Here is a 26455-nt window from a genome sequence, read left to right on the forward strand (position 1 = left end):
TAAAGTTAAAACAGCCGCTCAGCTAATGATGTTTTGATGCTTCGGTACACTTCCTGCCATAGCTCCCTTTTAGTAAGGTATGCTTCTTGCAACTCCTTATACATCTCTTTCTGCCTGTCCGCAAACTCCTCATGATCAAGAGGCGGCAAGCTGGACCTCTTGCTGTTTACAAGCTCTTGTAACTCCTGAGCACGCGGCCCCCATACTGCTTTTTCTTCACCTTGTTCGTTCATAAAGATGAAGATCGGGATTGCCCGGGACGTTCCATTCGTCAAATATTGATCCATGAGTTCTAAATTTTGATCTCTATATAAGAAGCGCACTTCCATGCCAGCATGACGAGCAATTTCTAGCAGGATTGGTACATTCAGCATGGCATCGCCACACCAATCCTCCGTCAATACAATGACCTTCAGCTGTTCTGTCTGCAAGCCTGTTAAGAAAGAAGCTTCATCCTTTTGAATTTGAAAAGAGGATTGAATTTGTTTAACTCTTTCCTTATTCTCTTTCATATTTTCAATATATACATCCGCCGGGATGCCTTTTTGAAACCAATCCATCAAATTCATGGTCTTTTCCTCCGCTTATTGATTAAGAAGCCTCATACTTCTTCGTTTGTTATTCGCTATTCTCTCCAGAAACCCTTTTATTCTTCCCTTATTTATAAAAAGCTTTCCAAGGTAGAGACAAACTCTCTGATTGATACTCAAAAACTCATCAGAACCTATCTTCCAACACGCACAACCTAATGAGGAGCGCGAACGGATCATAGCAATTATGACTATCGCATACAGGTCGGCGTTAAATGATCAATAACTTGGGCTCCTTTCTTTATTATCTCATAAAGCAGAGCTTTTTTCTAAAAGTGGTTGATTTAATTCGCTAACCAATTTATAATTATAAAAAATTATTAATATTTATGTAATTTAATAAATAAAAATACAACAGGAGGACACAATGAAAGCAGCAGTTATTGGGGCCACTGGATATGGAGGAATTGAACTTATACGCCTTTTATCCAACCATCCAAATTTCACCCTTCATTCTGTATATTCATCGAGCAAGGATCAAGTACCAGCAACGGATGATTATCCTCATTTAAAAGATATTTGTCCTTTGCCTTTAAGAAAAATTGATGCAGAAAAAATTACGAGCGAATGCGATGCGGTGTTTTTAGCCGTCCCTTCAGGAGCCTCAACTACCCTGTCGCCTCAGCTCTTGAAAAATAACACGAAAGTCATTGATTTATCAGGGGATCTTCGTTTAAAAGATCCAGAACATTATGAAAAGTGGTATAAAAAACAGCCAGCTGATCCCTACATACTGGAGCAAGCCGTATATGGCTTAACGGAGTGGAATCGGAAAGCGGTCAAAGATGCAGTCCTTCTATCCAATCCAGGCTGCTATCCGACAGCTGCCTTACTCGGTCTTGCGCCAGCTATTCAGGCGGAAGTGATTGATGGCACCGGCCTTATTATCGATGCCAAATCCGGTGTATCTGGTGCCGGCCGCGGACTTTCACTTGCTGTCCACTTCGCCGAAATGAATGATAACTTTAAAATCTACAAGGTTAATCAACATCAGCATATCCCCGAGATTGAGCAGCAATTAAACCTCTGGGATAACAGCAGCAGCCCAATTACTTTTTCTACTCACCTTTTACCTATCACCCGTGGAATTATGACAACCATGTATGCTGAAATGAAAAAGCCAATGACTACGGAAGAATTGCATCAGCTATACGAAGAAACCTATCAGAACGACTTTTTTGTGAGAGTCCGGCCGCCCGGCGAGTTTCCGGGTGTGAAAGAAGTGTCCGGCTCCAATTTCTGCGACATTGGAGTAGCCGTTGATGAACGGACAAACAGAGCAACGATCGTCTCAGTCATTGATAACTTAATGAAGGGCGCGGCAGGCCAGGCCATCCAAAATGCGAACTTAATGTTCGGTTTTGAAGAAACCGCTGGCTTACGTGGATTCCCGATGTATCCATAACTTTCTTTAGGAGGAAATAACCTATGCATGCGATAAAGGAAACTACTCATATAAAAGTGCTGCCTCAAGGATCCATTGTCTCACCAAAAGGATTTTCTGCTGCCGGGGTGCACGCTGGCCTGCGTCATTCTAAAAACGATTTAGGCGTTATCTTCAGTGAAGTACCCGCCCAAAGTGCAGCCGTTTATACGACAAGCCATTTTCAGGCAGCACCGATTAAAGTAACAAAAGACAGCCTAGCAGTAGAAAATAAGCTGCAAGCCATCTTAGTAAACAGCGCTTGTGCCAATGCCTGCACAGGAAAACGCGGACTTGCTGACGCTTATCAAACACGCCAATGGCTCGCGGAACATCTAAATATCCCTGAACACCTAGTTGCCGTTTCTTCAACTGGTGTCATCGGTGAATATTTGAAAATGGATAAAATGAAAGCTGGTATTGCGAATTTGCAACCCATTCCAGAAGCAGCCGCTGCTGAACAATTTGAGGCCGCCATTTTAACGACTGACCTGGCAACCAAAAAATGGGCTGTAGAAGCAACGATTGATGGAAAAACCGTCACGATGGGCGGCGCTGCCAAAGGCTCAGGGATGATCAATCCAAATATGGCCACGATGCTTGCTTATGTAACCACTGATGCGGTGGTTTCTGCAGATCATTTACAAACGGCTTTGAGTGAGATTACTGATCAAACATTCAATCAAATCACAGTAGACGGCGATACATCAACAAATGATACGGTCGTCGTGATGGCAAACGGCCTGGCAGGCCACTCCCCTCTATCTCCTGATCATCCGGAGTGGCCAGTCTTTCTCTCCATGCTTCATGAAGTCAGTGAGCAGCTCGCCAAAAAGATTGCCCGTGATGGCGAAGGTGCTACAAAGCTTGTTGAAGTAGAAGTGCTTGGTGCTGTGTCCGATGAAGATGCAAAGAAAGCAGCGAAGGAAGTCGTCGGCTCCAATCTCGTTAAAACAGCAGTGTACGGTGCCGACGCTAACTGGGGCAGAATTATTAGTGCCATTGGCTATAGCGATATTGAAGTTAACCCTGAAACGATAGACATCTCAATCGGCGACTATCCGATCCTTTCTCAAAGCGAAGTAGCTGATTACTCAGAAGAAGCGGTCATTGAGTATCTAAAAGAAGAAGAAATCAAGATTACAGTAAATCTTCACCTTGGCGAGGGGCACGGTTTAGCCTGGGGCTGTGACCTTTCCTATGACTATATCAAAATTAATGCGAGTTACAGAACATAATTTTTTATAAAAGGAGCCTGCAGACCACTGGCTCCTTGCTATCTTTTAACAAGGAGGAGCTTATGAAAACCATCGTTGTGAAGTGCGGCGGCAGTGTACTGAGCGAGCTATCAGAATCATTTTTTGACAGCATGAAAGAATTAAAAGAGCAAGGATTTGCCATCGTATTCGTGCATGGCGGCGGACCTGAAATTAACTCCATGCTCGAAGCCTTGCAAGTCAAGAGTGAGTTTAAAAACGGTTTGCGTGTGACATCTGAACAAGTGCTTAAGACGGCTGAACTAGCTTTGGCTGGCAGCTTGAACCGCAAGCTGGTCAGAATGCTTGAAGAACACGGCATTCCAGCAATCGGCTTAAATTCAAGTGACAATGGCTTGCTGAAAGCTGACTTTATCAATCAGGAGCAACTTGGCTATGTCGGCGATGTAACAGCAGTAAACAGCCATTTTATTCAATTATTATGCGAGGAGCAGCTGCTTCCTGTGATGACCCCGCTTGCAGCAGGACCAAACGGAACGGTATTAAATATCAATGCGGACCACGCTGCCTGTGCGGTGGCTAATGCCCTGCAGGCTGAGCATTTTCTTATGGTAACTGACGTCGATGGCGTATTAAAAGACGGCCAGCTTGTCCCGACGCTCACTAAAGCAGAAACAGAAGCACTCATTGATACTGGGGTCATTAGCGGCGGAATGATCCCAAAGGTACAGTCTGCTCTAAAAGCTTTTTCTGACCATGTGCAAAGCGTACATATCGTTTCTGGCAAAAAAGCCTTTTATGAACAGGGAGAATGGCTCGGAACAAAGTTTGTAAAGGAGAAGGTGACAATATGAGCAGTTTATTTCCAACGTACGCCCGCTGGGATATCACGCCAGTTTCAGCTAAAGGGGCTTGGCTGACAGATAATAACGGAAAAAAATTTTTAGACTTTACGACCGGCATCAGTGTATGCAACCTTGGACATGTGCCGGACAATGTGAAACAAGCGGTGCAGGACCAGATTGAAAAATTTTGGCATACGTCTAACCTATTTCAAATTGAGCTTCAGGAAGAAGTAGCCAAACAATTGGCAACCGCTTCGGGACTTGACTTAGTCTTTTTTGCTAACAGTGGAGCAGAAGCGAATGAAGCAGCGATCAAATTGGCTCGTAGAGCAACTGGCCGGCCTAAAGTAATTACGTTTGTTGATTCTTTCCATGGACGCACATTTGCCACAATGGCAGCGACCGGTCAAGAAAAAATAAAAACCGGCTTCGGCCCGATGCTTGAGAAATTTGAATACGTCCCTTTCAATGATCTCAAAGCTTTGAAGAAAGCCATCGACGGAGAAACAGCCGCCATTATGTTTGAGGTGATTCAGGGCGAAGGCGGACTAAACGCCGGTGAACCGGAATTTCTGCGCCAGGCTGAGGAGCTTGCTCATAACAATGGCTCACTTGTCATTGTGGATGAAGTTCAAACAGGGATCGGACGCACCGGCAAACCCTTTGCCTTCCAGCATATTACACTTAATCCGGACATCGTTTCAAGCGCTAAAGGCATTGCCAGCGGCCTGCCACTCGGTGCGATCATCGGTAAAAAAGAATTGGCCGAAGCCTTTTCACCAGGGTCTCATGGCTCTACATTCGGGGGCAATCCTGTCTCTCTTGCTGCAGCAAAAGAAACACTTAAAACAATTTTTGAAAACAGCTTTTTAGAAGAAGTAACAAGAAAAGGCAACAAGCTTTCCTCCCTGCTCGCAGGTGCCCTGTCTTCTGTCCCTCAAGTAAAAAAATTGAAAGGCAAAGGCTTGATGATCGGCATCGAATTGAATGAGGAAGCAGCACCGTTCATTCCGGCAGCACGCGCCAAAGGACTGTTGATTTTAACAGCCGGCACGAATACGATTCGTTTGCTTCCTCCTTTAAATGTAACAGATGAGGAAATTGAGCAAGCGGCAGCTATACTCGTTGATACCATTAAAGAGCTTGCTTATGAAAAAACAGCCGGCAACTAAAAGAAGGTGACTCTTTGTGAGTCACCTTCTTTATCTCCTTTATATACTTACCAGCTTCTTCCGGCACCGCCTCCACCTGAGGAGCCGCCTCCTCCTCCTCGTGGGCCGCCACCCCCGCCGCCGCGAGACAGAATAGCAAAAAATATTTGTGTTAAAAAGCCGCCAAAAAACTTCATGTCGAGAAAGATAACAACCACGGCAATAATGATAAGCAGAAAAGGGTTGATCTCTATGCCTTCATCAGCCTGGTAAGGAGTCGCTTCTGCCGCATGACCATCCCAGCCATATTCAGCAGCCGTTTCATTATATAAAGCTTTATAAGTGTTCATAATCGCTTCGGCTGGTTCTTCATTCTCCAAATAAGGAAACGCATACTCGTCTAAAATCCGGCCGACTTTTCCATCAGGCAAAGCTCCCTCGAGTCCATAGCCGACTTCTACTCGGACCTTTCTTTTTCCCTTGTCTCCTTCAGTGGTCACAACGAGTAGCACACCGTTATTTTCTTTTTTGCTGCCAATTCCATATTGGCGAAACGCCTCATTGGCGTACTGTTCAACTGGCTTCCCTTCCGTCGTTGGTACGGTCAGCACAGCGACTTGAGCAGTGGTCGCATCTTCAAGCTGCCTGCCCAGTTGGACAAGCTCGGCTTTTTGCTCAACAGACAATACACCTGAAAAATCCTGGACATAAATGTCGCCTCGCGGAGCCGGCGCTGCCAGAGCAGGCAAAACAAAAGCTTGAATAGAAAGAATTGCTGCTGCCAAAAAGAAAGCAGCTTTTTTCATCATTGCTGCACACCTTCAAAGTCTACTTTTGGCGCCTCCTGCGCTCCCGCTTCTGCTTTGAAGTATTCCTTTTCATCGAAGCCGAAGATACCCGCCATTAATGAACCAGGGAATCGTTTTACTCTCTTATTAAATGTTGCTACTTGAGCGTTATAATCTTGACGAGCAACAGCTAACCGATTTTCTGTACCGGCGAGCTCATCTATTAATTGTCTGAAATTAGCATCCGCCTTTAATTGCGGATAGTTTTCCACAACGACAAGCAACCGGCTCAACGCTCCCGATAGCTCATCATTCGCCTCAGCCTGCTCTTTCGGAGAACCAGCTCCTGCCAGCTTAGCACGAGCATCGGACACATTTTTCAGCACTTCTTTTTCATGACTCGCAAATCCTTTTACTGTATTTACTAAGTTCGGAATCAAGTCCATTCTTCGCTGCAATTGATTCTCTACCTGTGCGTATGCCTGGTCGACATCCTCTTCTTTTTCAACCATACCGTTGTAGCTTGATATGAGCATCGCCGCCAATATAACAACGATAATCGCAATAATAATAAGCGGGCCCCACCCTTTTTTCATTCTCTTCACCTCTTTATTCTATCTTTTTGTATTTACCTCTTTTTATGCAGCAGAAAACCAAAATAAAACACCTCTCTAGGCTAGAGAGGTGAAATAATGAGTTATTTTACAGCTGCATAAGAATGAACAGCAGCATAGGTGCGGATAAAGCGGGCCGCTTGCTCAACAATAAATTCCTTGTCATGATCCATAGAAGCGACATGATAAGAGTTCGGCAGTGTCACAAGCCGCTTGTTCTTCGAAGACAGTGCCCGATAAATAAAGACTGTGTTTTCAGGAGGAACTACATGATCTGTAAAAGATTTAATGCATAGGGCAGGAACCTCAATTTCACCGAGGACCGTTGGGGTCTCAGCCATTAATTCCTGCAACTCATGGATCGCCCGGACTGGCGCTTTTTCATACGTAATTTCATGAATGCCTTCTGCCTTAATATCAGGAGCGCCCTCTTTTATAAACCGAGGAGCGGAAGAGCCTCTTAAATACTCAAAAGCCGGAAGAGTTAAAGCCGCATTAATCGTAATCATCCCTTCAATGTCTTTGTATTCAGCCGCAAGCTTTAATGCTAAGGTCCCCCCCATCGATTGTCCCATCACAAATACTCTTTTTCCTCGCTTCTTTAATTGCCAATAGCCTTGCTTTAAGCTTTTATACCAGTCTTCATGTGTGCACTTCTCCATATCAAGATAATGAGTGCCATGTCCTTTTAAGCGGGGAGCCAATACGGTAAATCCCTGCTTCGCAAGTTGTTCTCCTAAAAACCGTACACTTTGCGGCGTTCCAATAAATCCATGAGAAATCAAGATCCCGATGTCATTTCCTTCAAAGTAAAATGATTCTGCTCCTGGAATAACTGCAAATTGTTCTTTCATAGTTGGCTCCCCTTTCAATTCCGATTATTTTTATGGGTTATATACAGTTTAATCCTTTAATGCCTATCTGTCAACTAGGAATTAAAATTTAACATGTATCTTCTTCCTTTGTTTTTACTCTCGGAGATTAAGTTCATAGAGGAAAGGAGATAATGAGCGAGCCATGGACAAGGAACTTGAAAAAATTCACGTAGCTGGCGATTTGTAATTGTAGAGTGCAATAAGAGGAAGTACTCTTGAAGAGCACGAACATGAGCATCACGCGTGGAAAACAGACAGGCTGGACAATGCCATTTTCGAAGGTGACGTACCATAGAAAACTTGTAACATTGAGGACAAGATATTCCCTTTATTAAGTCCTCCTCTTTCAGCTGAAAACGTTGCAAAATATCGATCTCAAGAGGGACATGTTGCTGAACAAAGAAGGAGGAAAGTGTTCGCTGATCCCTGTTCGTAAGCGTCTTGCTGGCGAATTTTTCATCCAAGGAGCTTAAAAAAGAAGGAAGCTGTCCCAGTTGGATCACTTGGAGATTGTGCTTAAAGGACTTAATAATTGCTTTCTTGTTGGTAAAAACAGTTATCGTATGAATCTTTAGGCTAGGCTGCTTATACTGTGCAAACCATTCCTGCAGCAATACTCTTTGACGGGCTGTTTGTAAAACAGGATTAAGAAACCTCTCTTCTTTTCCCTCCATAATGCGGATCATTTGCTGGAATTGTTCCTCAAATACAATTGTTCCTGCTATATTTTTCATTTCCATAATCAATAAATAGCCAGGAGCGAGGAGTAATGTATATATCTGGAAAAATTGATCGCACACTCGCAGCCGGAGATCATGAAGGAAAAGTGACGTGGGTTCGGATCGATTTCTAGATAAAAATCAATCGACTGTTCCCTACGAAACCCTGCCTTCGAAATCGCTAACTCTTCTTCAATGAGAGGTCTTTTAATATGGTGATCAGGCAGCCTTCGCAGGAGAGCCTCCAGCTTCAATATTTTCACCGGAACCTTGCGTTCTTTGACAATCATAGCACCACTCCTTTTGGCATGATCATATCGATCGCTTCTTTTTAGGGCAAATCCCCTATTTTAGAGAAAAGTCTGCGATTTATCAGGGATCATGAGGAAGATATCTAGGATAGGAGAGGCGATCTCATCAATTATCCGCTATTTATCTGAGGATTAACTTTTTATCAGAGATTGTAGATTTTATATTTGGAATTAGACTCGCTTTCTTATGAATTACTCGCTGTTTATCAAGAATTCAACTTTTTATCATGAATGATTAGCTATATATCTGGAATTACCCACACTTTTTCATGAATCATCCTCTATTCATCAAGAATTTGCTTTTTTATCATAAATTGCAAGCACTATATCCAGCATCATGCACGCTTTATCTAAAAAAGCCTCTCAAGCAGACAGCTTGAGAGGCTTCCTATTTAACGCTTTTTAATTTCTTCGAGCAATAGTTTATTTAGTACAGACGGATTGGCTTGTCCTTTAGAGGCTTTCATAATTTGACCGACAAGGAAGCCGACTGCTTTGCTTTTACCATTCTTAAAGTCTTCGATGGATTGCGGGTTCGCATCAAGTGCTTCTGTAATAAACTTGAGCAATTCGCCTTCATCGGAGATTTGCACAAGGCCCTTTTCTTTAACGATCGTTTCCGGATCGCCGCCGTTTTCTACAAGCTCTTTAAAGACTTTCTTCGCGATCTTAGAAGAAATCGTGCCTTTTTCAATTAAAGCGATCATTCCTGCTAAGTTCTGCGGTGTCAGTGCAACCTCGCTTAGCTCTTTTCCTTCGGCGTTCAAGTAAGCGGACACCTCACTCATGAGCCAGTTAGAGGCTAGTTTAGGATCGGCTCCTTTTTGAACAGTCGCTTCAAAAAAGTCAGACATTTCTTTAGTAATGGTCAACACGTTCGCATCATGCGCCGGCAGACCAAGTTCATTCATATAACGCTCTTTTCGCTGATCCGGCAGCTCTGGAATCGAAGCGCGGACACGTTCTTTCCATTCGTCGTCAATGTACAGCTCAACGAGGTCCGGTTCAGGGAAATAACGATAATCATCCGAGCCTTCTTTTACACGCATAAGCAATGTTTTGCCTGTAGATTCATCAAAGCGGCGTGTTTCCTGATCGATCACACCACCGGTAGACAATACATCTGCCTGGCGCTTTTCTTCATACTCTAGTCCTTTTCTAACAAAGTTGAAAGAGTTTAAGTTTTTCAATTCAGTTTTTGTACCGAATTCCTCCTGGCCGTATGGGCGAAGAGAAATGTTCGCGTCACAGCGAAGGGACCCTTCTTCCATTTTACAGTCAGATACTTCTGTATATTGAATGATGGACTTTAATTTTTCAAGATATGCATATGCTTCTTCAGGTGTGCGGATATCCGGCTCAGAGACGATTTCAACGAGCGGTGTGCCTTGACGATTGTAGTCAACGAGCGAATAACCGTTACGGGAGTGCGTTAATTTCCCAGCATCCTCTTCTAAGTGAAGACGAGTAATGCCGATTTTTTTCTTTTGGCCATTTACTTCAATTTCAATCCAGCCGTTTTCACCGATTGGCTTGTCAAACTGCGAAATTTGATAAGCTTTCGGATTGTCCGGATAAAAATAGTTTTTACGGTCAAACTTCGTTTCCGTATTGATCTCGCAGTTCAATGCCATAGCCGCTTTCATCGCAAACTCGACTGCCTGCTTATTTAAAACAGGGAGCACACCTGGATAAGCAAGATCGATGACTGTTGTATTTGTGTTTGGCTCTGCTCCAAAATGAGCGGGAGCAGAAGAAAAGATTTTAGATTCTGTTTTCAGCTCTACGTGGACTTCTAGCCCAATAACCGTTTCAAAGTTCATGTGTGTCACCCCTTACAGCGATGGTTTCTGTTGATGAAAATTAGTTGCCTGCTCGTATGCATAAGCCGTACGGTAAACAGTTTTCTCATCAAAGTGCTTGCCGATAATTTGCAGACCAAGCGGCATACCGCCTGAGAATCCACACGGCACGGAAATTCCCGGAACTCCTGCAAGGTTAACAGGAATCGTTAAAATATCGTTCGCATACATCGTTAGCGGATCATCAATATTTTCACCAAGTTTAAAAGCTGGTGTCGGTGTAGTTGGCCCGATAATGACATCATAATTTTCAAATACGTCCTCAAAGTCTTTTTTGATTAATGTACGCACTTGTTGAGCTTTTTTATAGTATGCATCGTAGTAGCCAGAGCTTAAAGCAAATGTACCGAGCATAATACGGCGCTTTACTTCATCGCCAAAGCCTTCTGCACGTGTCTTTTTGTAAAGATCAATCAAGTTTTCTGCATTCTCAGTGCGATAGCCATAACGGATACCGTCAAAACGAGCAAGGTTAGAAGACGCTTCGGAAGAAGACAATAAATAATAAGTAGCAAGTCCATATTTAGAATGTGGAAGAGAGACTTCCTCCCATGTCGCGCCGAGCCCTTCTAACACTTTCAAAGCATCTAATACAGATTGACGCACGTCTTCTGAGACCCCTTCGCCAAGGTACTCTTTTGGCACAGCAATTCGTAAACCTTTAATATCACCTGTCAAGGCATCCGAATACGTATCAACTGGTACATTAGCAGAAGTGGCATCCATTGGATCTAAACCAGAAATGGCCTCAAGCAAACGGGCGTTATCTTCTACATTGCGTGTCACTGGTCCGATTTGATCTAAAGAAGAGGCAAAAGCGATCAAGCCGAAACGGGACACACGCCCATATGTTGGCTTCAAGCCAACAACCCCACAGAAAGCGGCCGGTTGGCGGATCGAGCCACCTGTATCGGAACCGAGTGAGAACGGTACTTCCCCTGCCGCAACCGCTGCAGCCGAACCACCTGACGAACCACCTGGTACTCTGCTTAAATCCCATGGGTTCGCTGTCTTTTGATAGCTAGAATTTTCTGTCGAAGATCCCATCGCGAATTCATCCATGTTAAGTTTTCCAATCGTAATCGCTTGAGCTTCATTCAGCTTGTTCATAACTGTGGCATCATAGATTGGATCAAAGTTATTTAAAATTTGGCTGCCGCTCGTTGTGCGCAACCCTTTTGTCACAATATTATCTTTAATGCCAATTGGCATGCCGAACAGCAATCCTTTTGCCTCATCGGTGCCAATTTTCGCCTGCAAGGCTTCTGCCTGTTTGCGGGCATTTTCTTCATTTAATGTAATAAATGCTTTGACTTTATCTTCTACTTCGCTAATTCTTTTATAAGATTCATCCACTAAATCAGGAATGGATACTTCTTTCTTATGTAAAAGGTCATGAAGCTCAGTCAACGTATGATTAAATAATGACATCTTGTTCTCTCCTTACTCAATGATCGCCGGTACCCGGATTTGTCCATCTTCGTGATCTGGAGCATTTTTCAATACTTCCTCGCGCGGCAATCCTGGTTCAGATTTATCTTCGCGCAGTACATTTTTCATGTCCAATACGTGCGACGTTGGTTTCACACCTGTTGTATCCAATTCATTCAACTGCTCAGCAAATTGAATAATGCTATCGAGCTGAGCTGTAAATGTTTCCACCTCTTCGTCTGATATAGCCAGACGTGCAAGATGAGCGACGTGTCTAACTTGCTCTTCGGAAATTCGTGACAATTTCCTTCACCTCCAAGAAAAATATAAAACGGTCACAATACTATTCATCTTATCAAATATTAAGGCTCACTAGCAATATTTCAACGGATTTCTCCAGCCTTTATTTTATCACTCTTTCTTTCATTCAAATAGCTTCCATGAAAAGAAGTCTATTTACTGTTAAGTGATGATCAAGCGGTTTAATTTTTATTGGGCTAACTAAGCAAGTTACTTCAATAAGGAGTAAACATTTGTTATGAAAAAAGGAATTTAAATTGATTTTTCATCACATAAATCGCTATAATTAGTACTAGGTATTAACACTAGATTGCAAATAAAAATAAGGGGTGGATTCTATGATAGGTGCGAGAATAACTGCTATTGGTACATACGTACCCGAAAAAAAGTTAACCAATGTTGAACTGGAGCAAATGGTTGAAACAAATGATGAGTGGATCATTCAAAGAACAGGGATTCATGAACGCAGAATTAGCCGTCCTGATGAATTTACCAGCGATTTATGTGAAGCTGCCGTAAGGAATTTAATGCAAAGATACAACAAAAACGTTGAAGATGTAGATATGATTCTTGTGGCAACGAGTACACCAGACTTCCCATTTCCTTCTGTTTCAAGTATCATACAAAGCCGTTTAAATATTGCTCGAACAGGGGCCATGGATTTAAGTGCGGCATGTGCAGGGTTTGTTTATGCATTGCATACGGCCCATTCTCTTATCGCCTCTGGACTCCACAAAAAGGTGCTTGTTATTGGAGCAGATACACTCTCAAAAATTACAGATTATAGCGATAGAAGTACATGTGTTTTATTTGGTGATGGTGCTGGTGCGGTATTGGTTGAAAAGGATGAACAATCAAAGAGTTTTATTGGGTTCAATCTGGGAAGTGACGGAAGCGGCGCACAGCATGTATACCGTTCTGGATTATCCAAAAAGGTCAATGGAATTGAGTTAGTCGATACTCAATATCTTGTGCAAAACGGCAGGGAAGTTTTTCGATGGGTTGTAAGGAATGTTCCTGATAGTGTAAAACAAATTTTAGAAAAAACGAGTACAAGTTTAGAACAAGTTGATTGGTTTATACCTCATAGTGCTAACTTGCGACTCATTGAACCGATTTGCGAGAAATTAGAATTTCCGATGGAAAAAACTCTTTATAGCCTAGTCAACTTTGGAAATACTTCCGCTGCAACTATTCCTTTAGCTCTTGATCTTGGAATCCGTGAGGGAAAAGTTAAAAATGGAGACAGAGTTCTCATGTATGGTTTTGGTTCTGGTTTAGTTCACGCAGGCCAACTTTTAGAATTAAATTTTGACGAACAAATTCATACTCCCGCACCGTTGTAACATAAAAAATGGTGAGGAATTTTACTTCAGCAATCAGGTGCATTAGTTGAAGCAGAATGAAGCAACTTTATTATTAATTTTTGAGTGCGGACGTATAAACTAATCAACTCTAAAGAGCCTTCCTACACAATAAAATGTAGCAAGGCTCTTATATTTTTATGTGAAAAATTAACTAACTCTATTATTCTTTACATTTACTTTATTTTGCCGTTCGCAGTTCCCTTCTTCTCCAGTGTAAAAAACTGCCTCCAAACAAATGGGAGGCAGTTTTTCTTATTAAGATTGTGTCTGGAATTGCTCTTCCTCTGTTGAGCCTTTTAGGGCTGTTGTGGAAGATTCACCGCCTGAGACAACCATCGATACTTGGTCAAAGTAACCAGTACCAACTTCGCGCTGGTGACGCGTAGCTGTATAGCCGTCTTTTTCGGAATCAAATTCTGCCTGTTGCAGTTCGGAGTAAGCACCCATGCCACGGTCTTTATAGCCAAGCGCCAATTGGAACATGCTGTGATTCAAAGAATGGAAGCCTGCAAGTGTAACGAATTGGAACTTGTAGCCCATTTTGCTAAGCTCCACTTGGAAGGTCTCGATTGTTTCATCATCCAATTTCGCTTTCCAGTTGAAAGAAGGCGAACAGTTGTAAGCAAGCATTTTTCCAGGAAATTTCTCATGGATCGCTTCAGCAAAGCGGCGTGCTTCTTCAAGGTTTGGTTCAGATGTTTCACACCAGATAAGGTCTGCATACGGAGCATACGCCAGACCGCGGGCAATCGCCTGATCAAGGCCTGCTGTTGTACGGTAGAAGCCGTCCGGTGTCCGCTCACCAGTAATAAATGGAGCATCCGCCGGATCAAAGTCGCTTGTGATCAAGTCAGCGGCATTCGCATCTGTACGGGCAACAAGAATGGTTGGTGTTCCCATAACATCAGCCGCAAGGCGGGCGGCAATCAAGTTTTTCACGGCTGTTTTAGTTGGCAGAAGAACTTTTCCTCCCAAGTGACCACATTTCTTCTCTGAAGAAAGCTGATCTTCGAAGTGAACACCTGCTGCACCCGCTTCGATCATTCCTTTCATTAATTCAAACACGTTCAACTGGCCACCAAATCCTGCTTCAGCATCTGCCACGATCGGCGCAAAGTAATCAATGGAATCGTCGCCTTCCATATGAGCGATTTGGTCAGCACGCTGTAACGCTTGGTTAATCCGCTTGACTACATTTGGAACGCTGTTCGCAGGGTATAAGCTTTGGTCTGGGTACATATGGCCGGAAAGGTTGGCATCCGCCGCCACCTGCCAGCCGCTTAAGTAAATAGCTTTGAGCCCGGCCTTTACTTGTTGGACAGCCTGGTTTCCTGTTAAAGCACCAAGAGCATTGATAAAGCCTTCTGTATGGAGGTAGTTCCATAGCTTTTCCGCTCCGCGGCGTGCCAATGTATGTTCAATATCGATCGATCCACGCAGCTTAATCACTTCTTCTGCAGAATACGGGCGAGTGATCCCCTGCCACCTTTCATCCTTTTCCCATTGTTCTTGTAATTGTTGTACGCGTTCGTTTGTCATTTTAATTCCTCCCATATGTTTTTTATGACTGTTGCGCAATAGCTGTTTTAAAAAATTATGTAACAGCACTGCTTACTTCTATTCGGCAATACCCCTTTAATGCCGCTGTTGTTCGTATATTAACCCCTTTTGTTATAACACAGTTGTTATCTTATGATTGTATTATATAACAGTCATCGCAAAATGGAAACCCTATTTTCAAACAATTTTAAATTTTCTTTTCGACAAAAGAAGACTGCCGAGAAACCCACGGCTACCACGCCAAGGTCAAGCGGCAATTAGACTGGGGAACGGCTGAACCAACCGCTAAACACTCCTACCTAATTGGTGTGATAAAATGAGCATACATTAAGAAGACGAGGGGGGATGAAACATGTTTAAGTGTGTAGTTTTTGATGTAGATGGAACCATTCTAGATACAGAAAGAGCGATACTAAAGTCTCTGCAAAAGATTTTAAGAGAAGAACAAGGGAAGAAGTATCCGTTAGAGGAATTAAGATTTTCCTTAGGCATTCCTGGTAAAGAAACGTTAAAGAAGTTGCAGATCTCGGATATAGATCGGATTCATTTAAAATGGTCTAAGGCCGTGCTCGATTTTTCTGGTGAAGTTTCTATATTTGCTGGTCTGGAAGAAGTGATTCATTATTTACATCAGAGTAAGATAAAAACAGGCATTGTTACTTCCAAAACAAAACAGGAACTTATGGATGAATTTGACCCGTTCGGCTTACGCCCATTTTTTGATCACACCATTTGTGCAAACGATACAGAAAAACATAAACCCCATCCGGAACCTCTTTTAACATGCCTCAAAATACTGGGGTGCGAACCCGAAGCTTCATTGTATATAGGCGATTCTATTTATGATATGCAATGCGCACAACAGGCTGGTGCAAAATTTGCTTTAGCGTTATGGGGGGCCAAAGCAATCAAGGGCTTTGAATCCGCTCATTACATATTGGAAGAACCACAAGATCTTTTAAATGTACTTAAAACTTAAAAAAACACACTTGCGAATTATTGAATAAACAGGAACAATAACTGAACAGTATGCAGATTTAAGCAGCTTTATGGTTATATATTTAAATCCGCTGCATTATTTTTTTACATTTAAATCTGAATAACTGTATTTTACCCCGTTCTGAATTTAGAACGGGGTTATACTAGTTTAATATTTTAACATTAAGTACCTTTACTATCTATCGGCACCGCAGGATGTTTTTCTATTATTCTTTTACTCCAACGACGGATACCTCTCTGCTTCCTTTCCATCTGACTAATAAGGTCTTGTTGCTCTCTTGTTCTAAATGTTTAGGATTCATCAATTGCTTCAGTTGATTAAAGTCCTTCACTTTTTCCGCCGGCACCGGAATGTCGTTCAGTGCCGATTCCTTCTCACTGAAAGAGGTATCATATATATAACTAATTAACTGCTGGCGGCGCTTCCTTGTATTGGTAGTTAAAATATATGCTTCCTCGACCTGATCAGCTGAAGCAAAATTATTGCCGCCTTTTACTTTTCCATGAATGTAACTCATTGTTTGATTTTGATCCATATAGATTGGCACAGACATCATTTGTCCGTCGGTGAACCAAAATTGCACTTCTCCCACTTGAGAAAAGTCATCTACTTTAAATTGGCGTGAGGGTTCAGTTAAAATGTCATTTTTAAGTGCCTGCATCAACGCTTGCATCTCTTCCCGCTCAGTGACACGCAGCTCTCTCGTTCCACGAAAATCAGTGACCGCTAAATAACTGATTTTTTCCGGTCGGGAAATGGCAAATATAGGACTAGTTGTTTGTTTAAACTCTTGATTGTTTCTTAATCCCTTCGTCATTTCAGTTAACTGCTCATCCTTCAGATAATATTGCCGCTCTATCCGGCTGCCGTCTTTCAACCTATAGGTTATTCCAACTTGATAGCCTCTTTGTTTAGAGGGCTCCCCATTCTTTATCAACTGTTCATGGAGGGAGACAGCCTGACGGATGGATTCTTTTTCTTCCATCTCTGCCACCCTGTTTTTGTTAATGGCCATAGAATTAGGAAGATCCATCGAATGATAATCCACATTGTCTCCCACATATACTGCCGCAATATCGCTTTCTGCTGGGAGCCTTTTTTCATACATACTTGCAGCAATTGCAGTCGGTATAAGCAGCACGGCGAGTGCGACAACATAAAGAACAAACCCTTTCCACGGCCAGGAGAGCCGCAGCGTTTTCTGAACAATCATTTGCATAACGGTATAACCAGCGAATGCTCCGATGAGATAGCCAAGCATCGTCCATCCGAATGCGCCATCAAGAAATTCAGCAAAGTACAGTCCGCCTGCGAGCATCGCAAATAAGGTAAGACTAAAAATAAATAGCGTCCGGAAAAAAGGAAAAGCAATCGTTTCATCCACTGCTTCTGCCGGTCTTATTTTGTAAATCCAATAAGAAACAGCAACGAGCAGAACAATCAATCCAGCATATAAAGCAAGTTCTAAACTGCTGAACGGCCTTTCTAAAATTGACGCGGCCCTCACTAGAAAAATCCCTTCGGTCATCACTCTATCTATATAAACATCTGCCGCAAGTCCATTAATGAAAAAGCGAGCATTTCCTAAGACGAGCATAATGAGCGCACCCGGTAAAATAAGGACACCGTACGCCATCACACCCTGGAGCAGCGTGGCACCGATAAATAATCCAACAAAAATAGTGACGGCGAACAGCAATAACACAATTAATAGCGAAAGGCCAATCCAGCCAAAAACATCACCTACTGTGTAGAGCGGCGGTGTAATAAATGAGCGCAGGGCCAATAGTACAATTCCAGTCAGCAGGATCGGAAGAATCAGCGCCACACTGCCGGCTGCGTATACATGCGTCAGCAATGTTTGCCGCTTGAATGGCAAGCTATGCATAAAATCAGAGGACCCTTTTTTCGTCATATAGCTAGTCAAAATTAATCCTGTAATAACCGGAAAAATAAGGTAAGTAATGTATTGGAAAGGATAAGAAAAAGTAAAGACTCCATTTTTCCCTTTAGGAGGGAGATAGCTTTCCAGCGATTCTGCATTCATAAAGACCATCCACATCCCAAGTGGCAGGACGATCAGCAGTGCGAGTGCAAAAAAGACACTGATCCATAAAACAGAACGGGCATGCTGCTGAAACAGCCCTTTATTAAACGATAAGATTCCGGATTTCATAGCCGACACTCCCCATTTCATACGTAAATATTTCTTCAAGAGTTAGCGGCAGGATATCAAATATTGCCGGCTCAAATACTTGCACATGCCGGTGAATGTCCTCCTCTTGCCCGCGCACGATACAAATAAATACACGCCCCCGCTTCTCGTAGTGAAGAAGATCCAGGCCGTCAAGAAACACCTGATCCGGCACCTTGCGAAAGGCTACTTGCACCTTGCAGACGTCTGTCTTTAACTCTTCCAATTCGCGTTCAAACAGGAGCCCTCCCTTATGCATAATACCGACACTGTCACAAAAATCCTCCATCTCGCGCAAATTGTGAGAAGAGACAATAACAGTCATTTCCCTTTCGCTCACATCTTGGATAAGCAGATTCTTCACTTGCTGACGCACGACAGGATCAAGGCCGTCAAATGGCTCATCCAGTACAAGCACGTCCGGCATGGCAGACAAAGTTAAGATAAAAGCGGCCTGTCGCTGCATCCCTTTTGACATTCGCGAAAGCTTTGCATGCGGATCAAGGGAGAAATGCCCATGCAGTTGTTGGAATCGTTCACCATTCCATCTCTTGTAAACTGCTTTATAAAAAGAAGCCATCTGCATCAGCGTTGACTGTTGAAAGAAATAAGGTTGATCAGGAATGAACAATACTCTTTCTTTCACTTCTGGCCTTTCATAAATAGACACTCCTTCGATTTTGGTCATACCTTTATCTGGCCGGATAACGCCAGTAATAATTTTTAGAAACGTTGTTTTTCCAGCTCCGTTCGAGCCGAGCAATCCGTAAATGGACCCTTTTTTTACATGGATAGATACATCTTTGACTGCTTCATAGCGCCCGAATCGCTTCGATACTTGTTCAGCTGTTATCATTCTCGCTCCCCCTTTCCGGCACATCCATTTTTTCGATCAAACGGATCACATCTTCTTTTGGTACGCCTAAAAATAAAATTTCCTCGACAATTCTCTCCAGTTCTTTCTTCAGCACCATCATCCGCTCCTCGCTCATTTCTTTTTTCACAGGGGAGACAAAGCTTCCTTTGCCTGGGATAGAGTAAATATATCCCTCCCGTTCCAATTCGCGGTACGCCTTTTGAATCGTATTCGGATTAATCGTTAAATCCTGGGCAAGTGAACGGACGGACGGCAACTGTTCGTCTTCCTTCCACACTTCACGAATAATAAGTTCTTTCAGCTTGCTCATCAGCTGCTCATAAATCGGTATACGACTCCTCGTATCAATCGTAAACATCGCTTCGCTTCCTTTCAGCCAACCGTATTAACTGTATTAATATATATAATACAGTTTTAAGGAAATATCAACCTTTTTGAAATAAATGTTCCAAAGAGGTAGCCAACAACACAAATATGGTATAATTAGTAAAAAGAGCGTGAGGTAAATGTATGGGATTCTTTATAGCAATCATTCTGCTGATCTACTTATTTGACTTCACAAAATTGCGGCAGCAAAATAAAACAATCATTCAGCAAAATGAAAAGATGATTTCTTTGTTGGAGGAAATAAGAAATAAATAACTAAAAAAGATGCCCAAAAAGCTTAAGCTTTTTGGGCATCTTTTAATTGTTACTCATATATATGCACTTGCGGTTCCTTTTCATTAGCTTTTTTCACAATAAGTGCTTCCGGTCCATTGACTGAAGAGATCGTTACTTCAATAGGAACATAGGCTGGGAAGTGGTCCATCACCAGTCCGGTAACAAACTGTGTAAAGCCGATGGCCTCTGCCTTTCCATAAAACTGAATAGGAATCTTAATCTTTAAGTCAACAAGTTCTTCGCCGTTATATAATGCAGTTCCAACCACACCATTATAGTTTTTAAAATACTTCTCCACATCTTGCTTGAAATTTAAAAAGTATGTGGTGTCATCACGATGATCTTTCTCTGCTTCTGCCGATGGGAAAAGATAATATTTTTCATTCACTTTCTCCCATCCTCTTATTCTATCTTCATCAGCATCAAGATGCGTGTAAGCAATAAAATTGCCAGGCACAACGGAATTTTGAGGAGCCTGCTTAAACAAAGCGATCGTTACAGGAACATTCTCCAATCCTTTCGTCTTTCTGACTCGTTGAGCTACTTCCTCCGCTATTTTCTTGCCTTCACGCTCTACTTCTTCATCAGGGATTTTGTAATCATAGACAGCCCCGTACTTCTCTTTTGTATAGTAGTGTACAGAGTTTAAAGCAAGCCCAATAACAGCTCCTGATAATTGCAATGAATTGTTATCTGTTTTTGTCAGGTAATCATGCTCCATTACATGCGCCAAATAAATCGGGCTGTCTTCGTTGCGCTGCTCCACTGAGCCTTTTCCGCTGTCCGGTGGATTCAACCCAAGATTTTTTACTGGATCCATATTTTTTTCTTTCAATTGCTCATTTTTTTCTTTCAGCTGTTCAGGTGTATACTTCCGTTTCAGCCATGCCTTGATCGTATCGCCGTCAAGCATTTGCCCTTCCTGGAATAAATAATCTTTCGGAGAAAAGTTGTCTTGGGCAATTCTCATTAAACCCGTTTCAAATTCCACTATATCGTAGCGTGTATTAAGGTTGGAGACGACCATTCCTCTTGCCTTTCCTGGCTTAAATGGTACGATCGTCCGGTAAAAATTCTCGGAGATTTGATAGTTTGGAATGATCGCTTTCTCCTGCTTTCCATCTTCCTGGATTACTTCATCTTTTTTATCTAATTTCGGCGCGCATCCGCTCATGAGAAGCATCGCTGCGAGTGCCGCCGAAAATACTTTTTTCTTCAAAAGAGCCACCTCTTACTTATTAAGTTCAACCAACAGCTTTTGTTCATCCCATACTTCAATAGCTAGCTGCACCGCTTTTTCCAATTTAGAACCCGCTTCTTCACCAGCAATCACAAGATCCGTATTTTTGCTCACACTGCCCGCCACTTTTCCGCCAAGAGCTTCAATCCGCTCTTTTGCCTCGTTGCGAGTTAACTCATGCAGTTTCCCGGTTAAAACAACTGTTTTCCCCGCAAAGAATGAATCAGATGCTGCTACCGCTGCAAGCTTCGGCCCTTTGTAAGTCATATTGACCCCCGCCGCTTGCAGTTTAGCGATCAATTCTCCCACTTCCGGTTGATCAAAATACGTGACAACAGCCTCGGCCATTTTATCGCCAATCTCATGAATAGCTGTTAATTGTTCCATAGTTGCTTCGGAGAGTGCCTGCATCGTTTCAAAATGCTGGGCAAGTGTTTTAGCCGCTTTAGCTCCAACATGGCGAATACCAAGACCAAACAATAACTTTTCAAGTGAATTGTCCTTTGATGCTTCAATAGCCTCTAACAAGTTATCTGCCGACTTTTCTCCCATCCGCTCAAGCTGAATGAGCTGCTCTTTCGTTAGACTATACAAATCAGAGACATCCTGTACGAGACCGCTTCTATATAGCTGAGCTACCACTTTCTCTCCTAACCCGTCAATGTTCATCGCATTGCGAGAAACAAAGTGAATCATGCCTTCCCGTATTTGTGCGGGACATTGCGGATTTATGCAGCGAAGCGCTACCTCACCTTCCAGGCGGACAAGTTCGCTGTTACATTCCGGACAATGGGTCGGCATCTGAAACTCTTCTTCTTCGCCTGTCCGTCGTTCAGCAATGACATTGACAACCTCAGGAATAATATCCCCCGCTTTTTTAATGACCACAAAATCACCGATCTTGATATCTTTTTCTCGAATTAGGTCTTCATTGTGCAGCGTTGCCCTCTGTACGGTTGTTCCAGCTACTTTGACCGGTTGCAATAAAGCGGTCGGTGTCACGACACCTGTCCGGCCCACACTTAACGTAATGCCAGTTAACTTTGTGACAACCTCTTCAGCTGGAAATTTGAAGGCAATCGCCCAACGTGGACTTTTTACTGTTGCTCCCAGTTCCTTTTGCTGTTCAAGCGAATTCACTTTGACTACGATGCCATCGATCTCATAAGGCAGCTTTGGCCGTTTATCGGCCCAGCCGCCAATATACTCGATGACTTCGTCAATCGTGCGGCACACTTGGCGCTCTTTATTTGTTTTAAATCCCAGACGGTCTAACATCTCCAAGCTTTCGCTATGAGTGTTAACCCCTAGCGTTTCCGCTTCGGCTACTCCATACAGAAAAATGTCCAAGTTGCGGGAAGCTGCAATCCGCGGGTCCAGCTGGCGCAGAGACCCAGCTGCTGCATTGCGGGGGTTTGCAAAAGGCTCTTCTCCCTTTTCGTCACGAATGGCGTTTAAAGCAATAAAGGATTGCTTTGGCATAAAAGCTTCTCCTCGTACTTCCATTGTCAGCGGCTCTTTTACACGTAAAGGGATAGAACGGATGGTCCTTAAATTCACGGAAATATCTTCACCGACCGTGCCATCCCCGCGTGTTGAGCCTTGAACGAATAATCCATCCTCATATTTTAAAGAAACAGCCAGACCGTCGATTTTCAATTCACATACGTAGGAATAGCTATCTTCATCCAGTGTCTGCTTTACCCGGCGGTCAAAATCCCGCAAGTCTTCTTCATTGAATGCATTAGCAAGGCTCAGCATGGGGGCATCGTGCTGCACTTTCTTAAAGGCATCTAGCACCTGGCCGCCGACACGCTGGGTAGGTGAATCAGGGGTTTGCAGTTCAGGGAACTCCTCTTCCAGCTTAAGCAGTTCCTGTGTTAAGCGGTCATACTCCGAATCAGGAACAGAGGGCTGGTCCAGCACATAATATTCATAATTATACTGATTTAATAGATTATGAAGCTCCTGTGCTTTCTTTTCAGCAGCTTGCAAGTCCATATTGACCACTCCTTCATTTATGCTTTTTCAATTGGGGCAAACGCAGCCAGAAGACGTTTAATGCCGATCGGGCTTGGAAAAGCAATATCTAATTCCATGCTTTCCCCGCTGCCTTTTACACTGACAACTGTTCCTGTCCCCCATTTTTTATGGCTCGCCTTGTCTCCGACCTTCCAATCAGAATTGATATTGGTTGTCTTTATTTGCGGTCTAGCAACCGGACGGCGGGCAGGTTGTGTTTTTAAACCGAATGATGTAGTAACCTTCTTGCTCGCTGCCAGATCATCAATTAGATCTGCCGGGATTTCGCTAATAAATCGCGAGACAGGGTTCATATTTGTCCGACCATACAGCGTCCGCATTTGAGCATTCGTCAAATAAAGCTCTTCTTCTGCCCTTGTAATGCCGACGTATGCCAGCCGTCTTTCTTCTTCCATTTCATTCTCATCCATTAAGGAACGGCTATGAGGGAAGACTCCTTCTTCCATTCCCATTAAAAAGACGACTGGAAACTCTAATCCTTTTGCGGAGTGAAGTGTCATTAAAACAACAGAATCCTGTACTTTTTCCTCTTTCCCCACTTCATCAATGTCTGCAACGAGTGCCAAGTCTGTGAGAAAAGCGACCAAGCTTTTATCTTCACTGTTGTCTTCGAAATTCTTTGTAACGGATAGAAACTCTTCGATGTTTTCCAGTCGGCTTTGGGATTCAATTGTCTTTTCCACTTTGAGCATGTCACGGTAACCCGTGCGCTCTAATACTTCTTCCACCAGCTCAGAAACCGATAAATATTCCTGCTGTTGAGTGTATGTTTCAATGAGTCTGCGGAATTCCAGGGCCGTCTTCGCCGCCTTGCTACTAATGCCGATAAAATCCGCTTCTGCTAAAGCTTCATACATCGTTAAGTCATTGTCTTGTGCGTACCGTGATATTTTATCAAGGGAGGTAGAGCCCAGTCCACGCTTTGGCACATTGATCACACGTTGTAAGCTAATATCATCTGCTGGATTAGCGATCAGCCGCAAATACGCCAGCAAATCCTTGATCTCTTTACGATCATAGAACTTGATGCCGCCCACGATGTTGTAATCAATGTTCGACTTCATCAATACTTCCTCAATTACACGAGATTGAGCATTCGTGCGGTATAAAATCGCGATGTCTGAACGCTTTCTTTGACCGCTCGCTGTCAATTCTTGAATCTTCCCTGCCACAAACTGAGCCTCCGTCTGCTGATTATCACCACGGAAGTACGCAATATTACAGCCGTCCGTATTTTCAGTCCATAAGTTTTTCGGCTTGCGATTTAAATTATTTTTGATTACCTCATTTGCAGCGTGCAAAATCCGCTTTGTTGATCGGTAGTTCTGTTCCAAGAAAATGGCCCGTGACTGCGGGTAATCCTTCTCAAAAGAAAGAATATTGGCAATGTCTGCTCCCCGCCAGCCGTATACACTCTGATCTGAGTCACCTACTACACATAAGTTCTGAAAACGGCTCGCCAGCAGCTTTACTAACATGTATTGTGCTCTATTCGTGTCCTGATACTCATCGATGTGGATATATTGAAATTTCCGCTGGTAAAACTCCAGCACTTCCGGCACCCGCTGAAACAGTTGAATCGTCACCATAATTAAGTCATCAAAGTCGAGCGCCTGGTTTTTCTTCAGTCGCTTTTGATATTCCGTATATACTTCGCTGACGATTTGATCCATATAACCGCCTTGCCGTTTGCTAAATGTTTCAGGATCAATCAGCTCATTCTTTGCTGAACTAATCGCTGCCAGGATGCCGCGAGGGTCAAACTTTTTTGGGTCAAGGTTTTTTTCTTTTAATATCCCCTTAATGACCGATTGCTGATCTGTTGTATCTAAAATTGTAAAATTACGGTTGTAACCAATCCGATCAATATCTCGACGTAAAATGCGGACACAAGCCGAGTGGAAAGTGGAGATCCAGACTTCCTCTGCCGCCCCACCAAGCAGCGCGCCGATCCGATCTTTCATTTCTCGTGCTGCTTTATTGGTAAAGGTAATAGCCAGAATGTTATACGGATTCACGCCTCTTTCTACCATCAAGTAAGCAATCCTATGAGTCAATACCCTTGTCTTTCCAGATCCTGCTCCCGCCATAATAAGCAACGGTCCCTCTGTCGTTTTGACAGCCTCCTTCTGCTGCTCATTCAAACCTGTTAATAGCTTTTCAGTTAAAAATTGCATCGTACTTTCACCGCCTATTAGAACGTTCGTTCCTATTATATCTGATTTTTGACTGCTGCAACTGTTTGAAGTGCTTGATTTAAATTTTCATATACGGCATTGCCCACAACAATCACGTCTGCATACTCAGCTACTTCTTTCGCCTGCTCCGGCCCAGTAATACCTCCACCATAAAAAAAGACCGTTTGATCAAGCGTCTGGCGTACGGCTTTTACGGCAGCTATATCTCCATATGTCCCACTGTATTCCAAGTAAAATAAAGGCAGTTGAAACATTTTTTCAGCCATCATGGCGTATGCTGTAATGTCTTCTATCGCAAGCGGAGCCTTTGCTTCCGTTAATGATGCCGCTTTGCAATCAGGATTTGCAATGCAATAGCCTTCTATATAAATTTCATCCCAGTCCATTAGATCTCCGTACTCTTTCACCGCCTTATGATGAAGACCGGTCACCCATTCCGAGCTGCCGCTGTTTAGTACCATCGGAATAAAGTACAGGTCAAATCCTGGGGTAATCGATTCAATCGTTGATATCTCTAGTACGCATGGTACCGTATAACGGCGGACACGCGCCATTAAATTCAGTACATTTTCTAAAGTAACTCCATCACTGCCACCGATCATAATGGCATCAGTTCCTGACTCGCATATCTGCTCGAGCGCTGAGTCATCTATCTCCTTATTTGGATCTAACTTAAACACATGACGCCATTCACGCACATCATACATCTAGCAATTTCCTCCATTCTTTTATCCATGCCGACTGCCTAATAGCAAATTTGCACCTCATCATTATAACATTTGTTTCTCCATGCTAAAACAAAGGTCTGACTCCCATCGCATGAATCAATTAACGCGATGAGGGCCAGACCCTATTTTTGTTCTTTTTATGGTTGTTTTTTTTCCAAAACTTGCTTTTCCTTTAAGCGGTCCAAAACAAGCTGGTAGGCATCATTTCCATAATTCAGGCAGCGCTTCACTCGTGAAATGGTAGCGGTAGATGCACCCGTGCCGTTTTCGATTTTATGATAGGTTTTGCCTTCTTTAAGCATACGCGCTACTTCCAAACGTTGGGCCAAAGACTGAATTTCATTTACCGTGCAAAGATCATCGAAAAATAAATAACATTCTTCTAAATCGCGAAGTGAAAGAACCGCTTCAAACAACTGATCCAATTCCCTTCCGCGCAGCTTTTCAATTTGCATATTA

25 protein-coding genes are annotated in these 26455 nt (G+C 43.1%); 7 read left to right on the top strand and 18 right to left on the bottom strand.

Annotated elements, in window-relative coordinates:
* Positions 1–5: 5 nt before the first annotated feature.
* On the bottom strand, positions 6–569 hold the full coding sequence (locus ACH0BF_RS15415) for a thioredoxin family protein (RefSeq protein ID WP_406909635.1): 564 nt from the start codon (positions 567–569) through the stop codon (positions 6–8).
* Positions 570–957: 388 nt separating this feature from the next.
* Here ACH0BF_RS15415 and argC point away from each other — a divergent pair, with 388 nt between their 5' ends.
* From argC to ACH0BF_RS15435, 4 genes are all read left to right on the top strand, one after another.
* Complete coding sequence (argC, locus tag ACH0BF_RS15420) at positions 958–1995, top strand: N-acetyl-gamma-glutamyl-phosphate reductase (protein WP_120036204.1); 1038 nt, start codon at positions 958–960, stop codon at positions 1993–1995.
* A 23-nt stretch (positions 1996–2018) separates the two neighbouring features.
* Complete coding sequence (gene argJ / locus ACH0BF_RS15425) at positions 2019–3251, top strand: bifunctional ornithine acetyltransferase/N-acetylglutamate synthase (protein ID WP_406909636.1); 1233 nt, start codon at positions 2019–2021, stop codon at positions 3249–3251.
* 62 nt (positions 3252–3313) lie between these two features.
* Positions 3314–4084 carry an acetylglutamate kinase gene (gene argB, locus ACH0BF_RS15430; protein ID WP_406909637.1) on the top strand — a complete coding sequence of 257 codons (771 nt, stop codon included), beginning with the start codon at positions 3314–3316 and terminating at the stop codon, positions 4082–4084.
* Positions 4081–5247, top strand: coding sequence for an acetylornithine transaminase (locus ACH0BF_RS15435; protein ID WP_406909638.1), 1167 nt, complete (start codon positions 4081–4083; stop codon positions 5245–5247). The genes argB and ACH0BF_RS15435 overlap by 4 nt, the downstream gene beginning before the upstream one ends.
* A 47-nt stretch (positions 5248–5294) precedes the next feature.
* On the opposite strand, the gene ACH0BF_RS15440 is transcribed toward ACH0BF_RS15435, so the two are convergent.
* The 8 genes from ACH0BF_RS15440 to gatC all read right to left on the bottom strand — a co-directional run bounded on the left by ACH0BF_RS15440 (position 5295) and on the right by gatC (position 12129).
* Positions 5295–6032: a TPM domain-containing protein gene (locus ACH0BF_RS15440; protein WP_406909658.1), complete on the bottom strand. Its 738-nt coding sequence runs from the start codon at positions 6030–6032 to the stop codon at positions 5295–5297.
* Positions 6032–6610 (bottom strand): LemA family protein, encoded by a 579-nt coding sequence (locus ACH0BF_RS15445; RefSeq protein WP_406909639.1) that lies wholly within the window; start codon positions 6608–6610, stop codon positions 6032–6034. The genes ACH0BF_RS15440 and ACH0BF_RS15445 overlap by 1 nt, the downstream gene beginning before the upstream one ends.
* A gap of 101 nt (positions 6611–6711) precedes the next feature.
* Positions 6712–7482: an alpha/beta hydrolase gene (locus ACH0BF_RS15450; protein ID WP_406909640.1), complete on the bottom strand. Its 771-nt coding sequence runs from the start codon at positions 7480–7482 to the stop codon at positions 6712–6714.
* A 74-nt stretch (positions 7483–7556) separates the two neighbouring features.
* Positions 7557–8303 (bottom strand): nuclease-related domain-containing protein, encoded by a 747-nt coding sequence (locus tag ACH0BF_RS15455; protein ID WP_406909641.1) that lies wholly within the window; start codon positions 8301–8303, stop codon positions 7557–7559.
* Positions 8246–8512, bottom strand: coding sequence for a hypothetical protein (locus tag ACH0BF_RS15460; RefSeq protein WP_406909642.1), 267 nt, complete (start codon positions 8510–8512; stop codon positions 8246–8248). Before ACH0BF_RS15460 ends, ACH0BF_RS15455 begins: the two co-directional genes overlap by 58 nt.
* A gap of 413 nt (positions 8513–8925) precedes the next feature.
* Complete coding sequence (gatB, locus tag ACH0BF_RS15465) at positions 8926–10356, bottom strand: Asp-tRNA(Asn)/Glu-tRNA(Gln) amidotransferase subunit GatB (protein ID WP_120036197.1); 1431 nt, start codon at positions 10354–10356, stop codon at positions 8926–8928.
* 12 nt (positions 10357–10368) lie between these two features.
* Positions 10369–11826 carry an Asp-tRNA(Asn)/Glu-tRNA(Gln) amidotransferase subunit GatA gene (gene gatA, locus ACH0BF_RS15470; RefSeq protein WP_120036196.1) on the bottom strand — a complete coding sequence of 486 codons (1458 nt, stop codon included), beginning with the start codon at positions 11824–11826 and terminating at the stop codon, positions 10369–10371.
* A gap of 12 nt (positions 11827–11838) precedes the next feature.
* Positions 11839–12129, bottom strand: a complete 291-nt coding sequence (gene gatC / locus ACH0BF_RS15475) for an Asp-tRNA(Asn)/Glu-tRNA(Gln) amidotransferase subunit GatC (RefSeq protein WP_120036195.1) — start codon at positions 12127–12129, stop codon at positions 11839–11841.
* Between the two features lie 335 nt (positions 12130–12464).
* Between gatC and ACH0BF_RS15480 the strand changes: the two genes are divergently transcribed.
* A complete protein-coding gene (locus ACH0BF_RS15480; RefSeq protein ID WP_406909643.1) occupies positions 12465–13472 on the top strand; it encodes a ketoacyl-ACP synthase III in 1008 nt (335 codons plus the stop codon).
* 276 nt (positions 13473–13748) lie between these two features.
* Here the strand turns inward: ACH0BF_RS15480 and aceA are convergent, their stop codons facing one another.
* A complete protein-coding gene (gene aceA, locus ACH0BF_RS15485; RefSeq protein ID WP_406909644.1) occupies positions 13749–15032 on the bottom strand; it encodes an isocitrate lyase in 1284 nt (427 codons plus the stop codon).
* Positions 15033–15405: 373 nt separating this feature from the next.
* On the opposite strand from aceA, the gene ACH0BF_RS15490 reads away from it, so the two are divergent.
* Positions 15406–16032, top strand: a complete 627-nt coding sequence (locus ACH0BF_RS15490; protein ID WP_120036192.1) for an HAD family hydrolase — start codon at positions 15406–15408, stop codon at positions 16030–16032.
* Positions 16033–16258: 226 nt separating this feature from the next.
* Here the strand turns inward: ACH0BF_RS15490 and ACH0BF_RS15495 are convergent, their stop codons facing one another.
* From ACH0BF_RS15495 to ACH0BF_RS15505, 3 genes are read right to left on the bottom strand one after another with little or no spacing between them, the layout of a single operon-like run.
* A complete protein-coding gene (locus tag ACH0BF_RS15495) occupies positions 16259–18229 on the bottom strand; it encodes an ABC-2 transporter permease (RefSeq protein WP_120036191.1) in 1971 nt (656 codons plus the stop codon).
* Positions 18204–19103: an ABC transporter ATP-binding protein gene (locus tag ACH0BF_RS15500; RefSeq protein ID WP_120036190.1), complete on the bottom strand. Its 900-nt coding sequence runs from the start codon at positions 19101–19103 to the stop codon at positions 18204–18206. Before ACH0BF_RS15500 ends, ACH0BF_RS15495 begins: the two co-directional genes overlap by 26 nt.
* The gene (locus tag ACH0BF_RS15505) at positions 19090–19482 is read right to left on the bottom strand and encodes a GntR family transcriptional regulator (RefSeq protein ID WP_120036189.1); all 393 of its coding nucleotides are present in this window, start codon (positions 19480–19482) and stop codon (positions 19090–19092) included. Before ACH0BF_RS15505 ends, ACH0BF_RS15500 begins: the two co-directional genes overlap by 14 nt.
* Positions 19483–19634: 152 nt before the next feature.
* Here ACH0BF_RS15505 and ACH0BF_RS15510 point away from each other — a divergent pair, with 152 nt between their 5' ends.
* A complete protein-coding gene (locus ACH0BF_RS15510; RefSeq protein WP_259455690.1) occupies positions 19635–19766 on the top strand; it encodes a hypothetical protein in 132 nt (43 codons plus the stop codon).
* Between the two features lie 49 nt (positions 19767–19815).
* On the opposite strand, the gene ACH0BF_RS15515 is transcribed toward ACH0BF_RS15510, so the two are convergent.
* From ACH0BF_RS15515 to ACH0BF_RS15535, 5 genes are all read right to left on the bottom strand, one after another.
* Positions 19816–21006, bottom strand: a complete 1191-nt coding sequence (locus ACH0BF_RS15515) for a CamS family sex pheromone protein (RefSeq protein ID WP_406909646.1) — start codon at positions 21004–21006, stop codon at positions 19816–19818.
* A 12-nt stretch (positions 21007–21018) separates the two neighbouring features.
* The gene (ligA, locus tag ACH0BF_RS15520; RefSeq protein WP_406909647.1) at positions 21019–23028 is read right to left on the bottom strand and encodes an NAD-dependent DNA ligase LigA; all 2010 of its coding nucleotides are present in this window, start codon (positions 23026–23028) and stop codon (positions 21019–21021) included.
* 17 nt (positions 23029–23045) lie between these two features.
* Complete coding sequence (gene pcrA / locus ACH0BF_RS15525) at positions 23046–25247, bottom strand: DNA helicase PcrA (protein WP_406909648.1); 2202 nt, start codon at positions 25245–25247, stop codon at positions 23046–23048.
* A gap of 35 nt (positions 25248–25282) precedes the next feature.
* Positions 25283–25975: a heptaprenylglyceryl phosphate synthase gene (gene pcrB, locus ACH0BF_RS15530; RefSeq protein WP_406909649.1), complete on the bottom strand. Its 693-nt coding sequence runs from the start codon at positions 25973–25975 to the stop codon at positions 25283–25285.
* A 158-nt stretch (positions 25976–26133) separates the two neighbouring features.
* Positions 26134–26451 carry a YerC/YecD family TrpR-related protein gene (locus tag ACH0BF_RS15535; protein ID WP_120036185.1) on the bottom strand — a complete coding sequence of 106 codons (318 nt, stop codon included), beginning with the start codon at positions 26449–26451 and terminating at the stop codon, positions 26134–26136.
* Positions 26452–26455: the final 4 nt, after the last annotated feature.

It is taken from the genome of Pseudobacillus sp. 179-B 2D1 NHS, assembly GCF_045370945.1.
Classification (GTDB): domain Bacteria; phylum Bacillota; class Bacilli; order Bacillales; family Domibacillaceae; genus Pseudobacillus.